The following is a 7,018-nucleotide window of genomic DNA, read 5'->3' as shown; positions in this document are numbered from 1 at the left end:
GGAGATGCGCGTCGTCGACGACGACGGCGAGGAGGTGGCCGACGGCGGCGAACGCCAGGAGCGACGGCCACCGCGCGCCGACCGTCGCCGGGAACGCGACCCACGGCGACTCCTCGTCGGCGGCGGCGGCGCGGACGACGGGGAACGCGCCGCCGAGGACGAGGACGCCGAGGAACGGCGGGAGGAGGACGGCCGAGAGCGGGTTCGCGACGACGCCGACGACGACGCGAGCGACGAATTCGAGCGTCAGTGCGGCGGCGACGACGCAGAACACCCCGGGGCGGTTCAGCCCCAGACGGACGCCGGTGCGGAGGGCAGCGGACACGACTCACTCTGCTCGGAGGACCGTGAAAAGTGATTTTGCTCGCGGCGAGGAGTTAGCACTCGGATGTCAGATTCGGGCGACGCGCCGGCGACGGCGGGGTCGAACGCTCGTCGGGCCGCGTTCAGTCCGTCAGTTCGTCGACGACCCGGTCGTGAAGCGTCTCGCGGGCGCGGTGACTCGACTCGGCGTCGGTGACGACTTCCACGACGTGCGACCCCTCGCTCCGCGTCGCCGTCTCGTACGCCTCGCGGAAGCCCGCCCGGTCGCCGCCCTCGACGCGGGCGAACGAGAGGCCGTACAGGTCCGCGCTCGGTTCGAAGTCCAGTCCGTGCGGCGTCTTGAACTGCGAGGTGAACGGCGGGTCGAACTGTTCGATGGGGAGCATGTGGAAGATGCCGCCGCCGTCGTTGTTGACGACGACGATGGTCGCGTCCACCTCCGAGCGACCGACGGCGAGGAGGCCGTTCATGTCGTGGTAGTACGCCAGGTCGCCGGTGACGAGGGTCAGGTCGTCCGTCGTCGCCGACCCCGCGCCGAGGGCGGTGGAGACGATGCCGTCGATGCCGGACGCGCCGCGGTTGCCGAGGACGGTCAGGTTCTTCGTGCTCGGCGGGCAGAACCGGTCGGCGTCCCTGACGGGCATCGAGTTCGAGACGAAGACGGTCGCCGGGTCGGGCGCGAGTTCGAACACGTCGGCGAGGACGCGGCCCTCGCAGAACGCGTCGCTCTCGTCGAGGACCGACTCGTGGGTCGCGTCGCGTCCGTCCACCGACTCCGCCAATCGGGGTCGCCGGGACCGGCGAGGAGGCGGGAGAGACGGCCCATCAGGCGCGAGGGGTCGGCGACGACGAGGTCGGTCGCGGTGAACTCCGCCTCGCGCCACCCCGCGGCGGGGTCGACGACGAGTTGCGCCGCGTCGACGCGGGCGAGGTACTTTCTGAGCGGTTTCGACGTGGGCGAGGCGCCGAACCGGACCACCACGTCGGGGTCGGGCCACGACGCGGTCACCGCGGGGTCAAGGAAGTCGTCGTAGCCGCCGACGACGGGCGCGACGCGGACGTGTCCGCCGTAACGGGCGCCCGAGAGTGGGTCCGCGAGAATCGGGAAGCCGGTGGCGTGGGCGAACGCCGCCACCGCCTCGCTCTCGACGCCGGGGGCGTCCGCGGGACCGGCGACGACGAGGCCGCGGGGGACCGAGAGGCGGTCCGCCAGGTCGCGGAGGGCGTCGTCGTCCAACTCCGGCACGCCCGCGGTCCGCGCGACGAACGCGTCCTCGCGCCCCTCGGCCGCCAGTTCGGGCAGGTCGTCGGGCACGTCGCCCGCCACCTCGACCGGTTCGAGGGGCTTGCGGAACGGGACGTTGAGGTGGACCGGTCCCGCCGGCGTCCCCGTCGCCTTCGTCAGAGCGCGCGCCGCCGTCGTCCGGAGCGACCGGAGTTTCCGCGGCGCCGCCTCCGGTTCGGCGAGGTCCCGGTACCAGCGCACGGCGTCGCCGTACAATTTCTCCTGGTCGATGGTCTGGTTCGCCCCCGAGTCGCGAATCTCCGGCGGTCGGTCCGCCGTGAGGACGAGCATCGGGACGCGCGCCTGCGACGCCTCCACTATCGCGGGGTGGTAGTTCGCCGCCGCGGTGCCGGAGGTGCAGACGAGGGGCGTCACGTCGCCCGTGCGGCGCGCGCGGCCGAGGGCGAAGAACGCCGCGGAGCGTTCGTCGAGGTGCGAGAAGACGTGCACGTCGTCGTGTCGAGCGAACGCTTCGGTCAGCGGCGTCGAGCGACTGCCGGGCGTGATGCAGACGGCGTCGACACCGGCCTTCGCGAGTTCGTCGACGAGGCTACGCGCCCAGAGCGTGTTCCGGTTGGGTTCGGTCATGGGAGAGACGTGGTGTGGTGAGGTGCGGAGGGATGCGATGTGAGCGAGGGAGGGCGGTTCAGCGCTCCAGTTCGTCGAGGAGGGCGCGGTACTTCAGTTGGACCTCGTCCCACTCCCGGTCGGGGTCGGAGTCCTCGACGACGCCGACGCCGGCGAACAGCGTCGCGGTGTCGTCCCGGGAGACGGCCGAGCGGAGGGCGACGGCGAACGACCCGTAGCCGGCGGCGTCGATCCACCCGACGGGCGAGGCGTACCACCCGCGGTCGAACGGTTCGGTGTCGCGGATGGTCTCCAGCGCGCGTTCGGGCGGCAGTCCGCCGACGGCGGGCGTCGGGTGGAGCGCCTCCACCAGCGAGAGGACGTGTTCGTTCGTCGAGAGCGTCGCCGTGATGGGCGTCCAGAGGTGCTGGACAGTTGCGAGGCGCTTCACGCGGCGGTCGCCGGCGTTGACGGAGGAGGCGAACGGCGCCAGTTGGTCGCGGATGGTCTCGGCGACGAGTTCGTGTTCGTGGACGTTCTTCTCGTCGTCGGCGAGTTCGCGCGCCAGCCACTCGTCCTCGGCCGGCGTCTCGCCGCGACCGGTCGTCCCGGCCAGCGCGTCCGTCTCGACGGTCCGACCGCGCAGGGTCACGAGTCGCTCCGGCGTCGCGCCGAAGAATGACGCCTGCGCGCGGTCCGCCCCGGGTTCGGGTTCGACGAGGAAGCGGTAGCAGTCGGGGTAGGCGTCGCCGAGTCGTTCCAGCACGTCCGGCACCGACAGTTCCGAGGCGAGGTCGACGGCCAGCGCCTGCGCGAGGACGACCTTCTGCAGGTCGCCCGCGCGGATTCGCTCGACGGCGGCCTCGACGCTGGCGTTCCAGTCGGACTTGGCCGTCGTCCGTCGGCGGGCGGTGACGCCCGGCGGGTCCGCGAGGGGGCCGGGGTCCGGGAGCGACTCGATACGGTCGCGTTCCTCGGCGAGGCGTTCCTCGACGGCGTCGGCGTCGGCGTCGGGGCCGACGGCGTTGACGGTGAGCCACGTCCCGTTGTCGGCCTCGGTCACCTGCACGCGCGGGAAGACGAAGCGCGCCCCGGGGAAGTCCTCCCACGGCGACCCGTCCGTGCTGTCGGCGTGGAAGGCGAACCCGCCGAACAGGCGCGGGCGGGCCGCCTCGGTACCGGCGTGGACGTCGCCCGAGGAGAACAGGTCCTCGGCCGCCTCGCGGATTCGGTCGAACCGTCTCGGCCCGTCTGCGGTCACCGTCGCGGCCGCGCCGCTTCCGACCACCGTCGCCTCGTCGGGTGCCGACCAGACGGTACGCGGTGTGTCGGCGGCGCGAAGGACGGCGCGAAACGACGGTGCCGACACGGGAACCGACCTGCTGACGAGGTGTGTCTCCGCCTCGTCAGTCCGCAGCGATGCCATTTGATGGAGATGAGGAAGCCACAGTCTTTTACCTGACTATCCCGGAACGGGAGCGGGACTCCGCACGTTCGGCCCGCGAGCGGCCCGTATTCAGCTGTACCGCTCTTCGTTCCACGGGTCGGCCGTGTTGGAGTAGCCGCGCTTCTCCCAGTAACCGCGTTCGGGTTCGGTGAGGAACTCGACGCCCGACACCCACTTGGCGCCCTTGTAGGCGTACTTGTGCGGCGTGACGACTCGGAGCGGACCGCCGTGGTCGTCGGGGAGGGGTTCGCCGTCGTACTCGTAGACGAACATGACCTCCTCTCGCATGCAGTCTTCGAGCGGGAGGTTCGTCGTGTAGCCGTCGAGGGCGTGGAACATGACGTGAACCGCCTCGTCGTCGACGCCCGCCATCTCGGCGAGGGCGGGGAAGGTGACGCCGGTGAACTCGCAGTCGAACTTCGACCACCCGGTGACGCAGTGGAAGTCCTGCGTCTGCGTCTCCGCGGGCAGGTCCTTGAAATCGTCGTAGGAGAACGTGAGGTCCTCGTCGACGGCGCCCCACACCTCGAACGCCCACGAGTCGGGGTTCCACGAGGGCGTTCCGCTCTTGGACAACACCGGGAACCGCGACGTCTCCCGCTGCCCCGGTGGGAGTCGTTCCTCGCCGAACTCGCGGTAGAGTCCCGTGACGTCTCTGGCCATGCCCGGTAGTTCGTCGCGGCGTACCTAACGCTGACGACTCTCCCGGGCGGTGAGTACTGACTCGGACAAGCTCTTTTGGCTCCGCGGAAACGATTTTCTTCGGCGAGCGAGGAGACGTTCGTCCAGCGGTAAAAGTCGGGCGCAGGAGTTAAATAAGCCGGCTCCAAACCCCCGGGCGTTCAGATGCCCAAAGTCAAAATCAACGTTCCTGAACACCTCGAGATGCAGATCGCACAGCTGGTGGACGAGGGAGAGTTCGTCAGCCGCGAAGAGGCTATCGAGGACCTCCTCTCGACGGGTATCCGCGCGTTCAAGACGAGCGGACCGATGGACGAGGACGACCGCTTCGAAGACGACGGGATGATGGGTCACGAGGACGAGTACGTCTTCTGACCGCGAGCGTGTCAGTCAGACCCAATAACCCTTAAAGCGACCTCTCGCGTACCCACGCCCATGCACAAGGACGAGCTTCTGGAACTGCACGAACAGATGGTGACGATAAAGGACCACTTCGCCTCGCAGGAACACGTCGACGAGGGACTGTTCGACCCCTACGAGCAACTCGCCGTCGACCCCTCGCACGTCCACAAGTCCAAGAGCGAACACAAACACGCCGTCTTCGTCCTCGGAAACGCGCTCGCGGCGGCGATGAGCGAAGACGAGTTCTCGAACGCGGCCGGGTCGGAAAGCGGATGAAGGAACTCGCCGAGGACGCCGAGTCGAAGCTCTGAGGCGCGGTTTTTCTGCCGTACACGACCGAGACGACCGGTAGCCGTCGCTTCGTCGCTCGCGTGAATCGTCTCGTCGCTGGGACGGCACTGTCAGTGGGACGACAGGGGACGAGACGGCGCCTCGCGCCCGGCGAGAGATTCTTAACCGTGCCGTCGAATTACGCCAACGATGGAACTTCCGGGGGCGGTCACCGTTCAGCGGAGTCGCCCTTCTGGTCGCGTTCGTCCTCTCGGTGGTCGCCGTCTACCTCGCCGACAGACCGTCCGGGCGGTGGGCGAGGGCGCTCCGCCGGCGCTTCCTCTTCGGCGTCCCGTGGGGGTCCGTCGTCACCGTCGTCGGCGTCCTCGCCGTCTACCTGTTCGTGCAGGGCGGCCTCCAGCACTGGTACCGGCCGCTGACGATTCCCTTCCGGGCGTGGTCGTACTTCTACCCGCTCGGCGTCGTCACCGCCGCGTTCGCGCACAACGGGCCTGGCCACCTCGTCGGGAACCTCGTCGCGACGGCGGCGTTCGCGCCGCTTGCCGAGTACGCGTGGGGGCACTTCCCGCGCAGGCGAGGGACCACGTCGTTCGGGTCGTGGCGGACGAACCCGTACGTCCGCGCGTCGTCGTCTTCCCCGCCGCCGTCTTCGTGGTCGGCCTCCTCACCGCCGCGTTCGCCCTCGGCCCGATAATCGGGTTCTCGGGCGTGGTGTTCGCCTTCGCGGGGTTCGCCCTCGTCAACTACCCGTTCTCGACGGTCGTCGCACTCGTCGCGAGTCGCGTCGTCCGCGTCGTCTACAACGCGGTCCAGACGCCGCAACTCACCGCTAGCGGTCACCCCGCGTACGTGACGCCGTGGTGGGCCGACATCGCCATCCAGGGGCACGCGTTCGGCCTGTTCCTCGGCGTCCTCCTCGGTCTCGCCGTCGTCCGCAACCGGGCGCCCGAGGCCCGCCCGTCGGCGCTCCGACTGTGGACCGGGACGATACTGTTCGGCGTCCAGCAGTCGATGTGGGCCATCTACTGGTACCGCGGCGGCGAGACGTACGTGCTCTACCGCGCCGTCGGCGTGGCCCTCGTCGCCCTGTTGGCCGTCGTCGTCACGGTCACCGTCGTCGGGTCCGACCGGGTGGCACTCCGGGACACTCTCGGCGGCGCGTTCGCCGTCCGCCCGTGGCAGGCCGGGGCGGCCTGTCTCATCCTCGTCGCCGCGGTCATCTCCGGACCCGCGGTTCCGTACAACCTCTACACCGCGAACGACGACGACCTGCCGGGCGCGGAGATAGACGTCCGCGACTACGAGGTGACGTACGCGGAGAACGTGACGAACGGGATGACCGCCGCGTTCGAGATCTCCGCGCTGGGGGAGACGACGGCGGTGAAGACGGCGGGCGTCATCGTGCGCAGTCGCGACCGCGGTATCTGGACGACGGCGGTCACGAAGGGACGACTCGCCTTCGACGGGCAGGTGCCCGTCCTCGTCGGCGGTCCGGGCTGGCGCGAGACGGTGTTCGCCGTCCGCGACGGCTGGGTGGCGACGCACGGCGACACCGCCTACCGCGTCTTCCTGAGCCATCGGGGGACCGCGCGCGTCGTCTACACCTCGGACCCCGCGCGGGCCGGCCCCGTCGTCGGCGGGCGGAACATCAGCATCGACCCCGCCCCGCAGGGCTACTACGTCCGCGTCGAACGCGACAACGAGTCCGTGACGACGCGCCTGCCGGCGGAGAACGGGACCGCGACGCTGGACGGCCTCACGTTCGTCAGAGAGGAGCGGAAACTGTTCGTCGAGTACGGCGAGACCCGCCTGCGAATCGCGAAGCAAGAGCGGTACGAGTAGCCGGCGGCCGAAGTTCTCCCGACGCGCCCGTCAGTCCCACTCGATGCGGTACACTTCGGTGTCGATGTCCTTGGACGCCTCGTCGTGGAACTCGAACTGCCGGTCGAGGCTGAACGTCGCCTCGAAGGCGTGGGTCACCGTGCCGCCCTCGTCGGCGGCGAACGCCTCGACGAACTCCT

Annotated in this window: 6 protein-coding genes and 3 pseudogenes; 4 read left to right on the top strand and 5 right to left on the bottom strand. The window is 69.8% G+C overall.

Annotated elements, in window-relative coordinates; all coding sequences use genetic code 11:
* From GJ632_RS17450 to GJ632_RS17435, 4 genes and pseudogenes are all read right to left on the bottom strand, one after another.
* On the bottom strand, positions 1 to 325 hold a 325-nt coding region (locus GJ632_RS17450), incomplete at its 3' end, for a hypothetical protein (RefSeq protein WP_197428065.1).
* A 121-nt stretch (positions 326 to 446) separates the two neighbouring features.
* Positions 447 to 2,197, bottom strand: a pseudogene (menD, locus tag GJ632_RS17445) (2-succinyl-5-enolpyruvyl-6-hydroxy-3-cyclohexene-1-carboxylic-acid synthase).
* A 58-nt stretch (positions 2,198 to 2,255) separates the two neighbouring features.
* A complete protein-coding gene (locus GJ632_RS17440) occupies positions 2,256 to 3,602 on the bottom strand; it encodes an isochorismate synthase MenF (protein ID WP_191453619.1) in 1,347 nt (448 codons plus the stop codon).
* Between the two features lie 90 nt (positions 3,603 to 3,692).
* Positions 3,693 to 4,286 carry a sulfite oxidase-like oxidoreductase gene (locus tag GJ632_RS17435; RefSeq protein ID WP_191453618.1) on the bottom strand — a complete coding sequence of 198 codons (594 nt, stop codon included), beginning with the start codon at positions 4,284 to 4,286 and terminating at the stop codon, positions 3,693 to 3,695.
* A 183-nt stretch (positions 4,287 to 4,469) separates the two neighbouring features.
* Here GJ632_RS17435 and GJ632_RS17430 point away from each other — a divergent pair, with 183 nt between their 5' ends.
* From GJ632_RS17430 to GJ632_RS17420, 4 genes and pseudogenes are all read left to right on the top strand, one after another.
* The gene (locus tag GJ632_RS17430; protein ID WP_089806752.1) at positions 4,470 to 4,679 is read left to right on the top strand and encodes a cell surface protein; all 210 of its coding nucleotides are present in this window, start codon (positions 4,470 to 4,472) and stop codon (positions 4,677 to 4,679) included.
* A 60-nt stretch (positions 4,680 to 4,739) separates the two neighbouring features.
* Positions 4,740 to 5,017: pseudogene (locus tag GJ632_RS17425) on the top strand (UPF0058 family protein).
* 233 nt (positions 5,018 to 5,250) lie between these two features.
* On the top strand, positions 5,251 to 5,691 hold the full coding sequence (locus GJ632_RS24125; protein ID WP_231751651.1) for a hypothetical protein: 441 nt from the start codon (positions 5,251 to 5,253) through the stop codon (positions 5,689 to 5,691).
* On the top strand, positions 5,595 to 6,839 hold the full coding sequence (locus GJ632_RS17420; protein WP_231751650.1) for a rhomboid family intramembrane serine protease: 1,245 nt from the start codon (positions 5,595 to 5,597) through the stop codon (positions 6,837 to 6,839). The genes GJ632_RS24125 and GJ632_RS17420 overlap by 97 nt, the downstream gene beginning before the upstream one ends.
* A gap of 30 nt (positions 6,840 to 6,869) precedes the next feature.
* On the opposite strand, the pseudogene GJ632_RS17415 reads toward GJ632_RS17420, so the two are convergent.
* A pseudogene (locus GJ632_RS17415) lies at positions 6,870 to 7,018 on the bottom strand (RNA methyltransferase); the annotation flags it as partial.

The sequence above is a fragment of the Halogeometricum sp. CBA1124 genome, from assembly GCF_009741955.1.
GTDB classification, from domain to species: domain Archaea; phylum Halobacteriota; class Halobacteria; order Halobacteriales; family Haloferacaceae; genus Halogeometricum; species Halogeometricum rufum.
This window is presented reverse-complemented; position numbering and strand designations above follow the sequence as displayed.

Bases quoted from the DNA above. Each gene is read 5' to 3' on its own strand.
- GJ632_RS17440 (WP_191453619.1), bottom strand. From the start codon at position 3,602: ATGGCATCGCTGCGGACTGACGAGGCGGAGACACACCTCGTCAGCAGG.
- GJ632_RS17435 (WP_191453618.1), bottom strand. From the start codon at position 4,286: ATGGCCAGAGACGTCACGGGACTCTACCGCGAGTTCGGCGAGGAACGA.
- GJ632_RS17430 (WP_089806752.1), top strand. From the start codon at position 4,470: ATGCCCAAAGTCAAAATCAACGTTCCTGAACACCTCGAGATGCAGATC.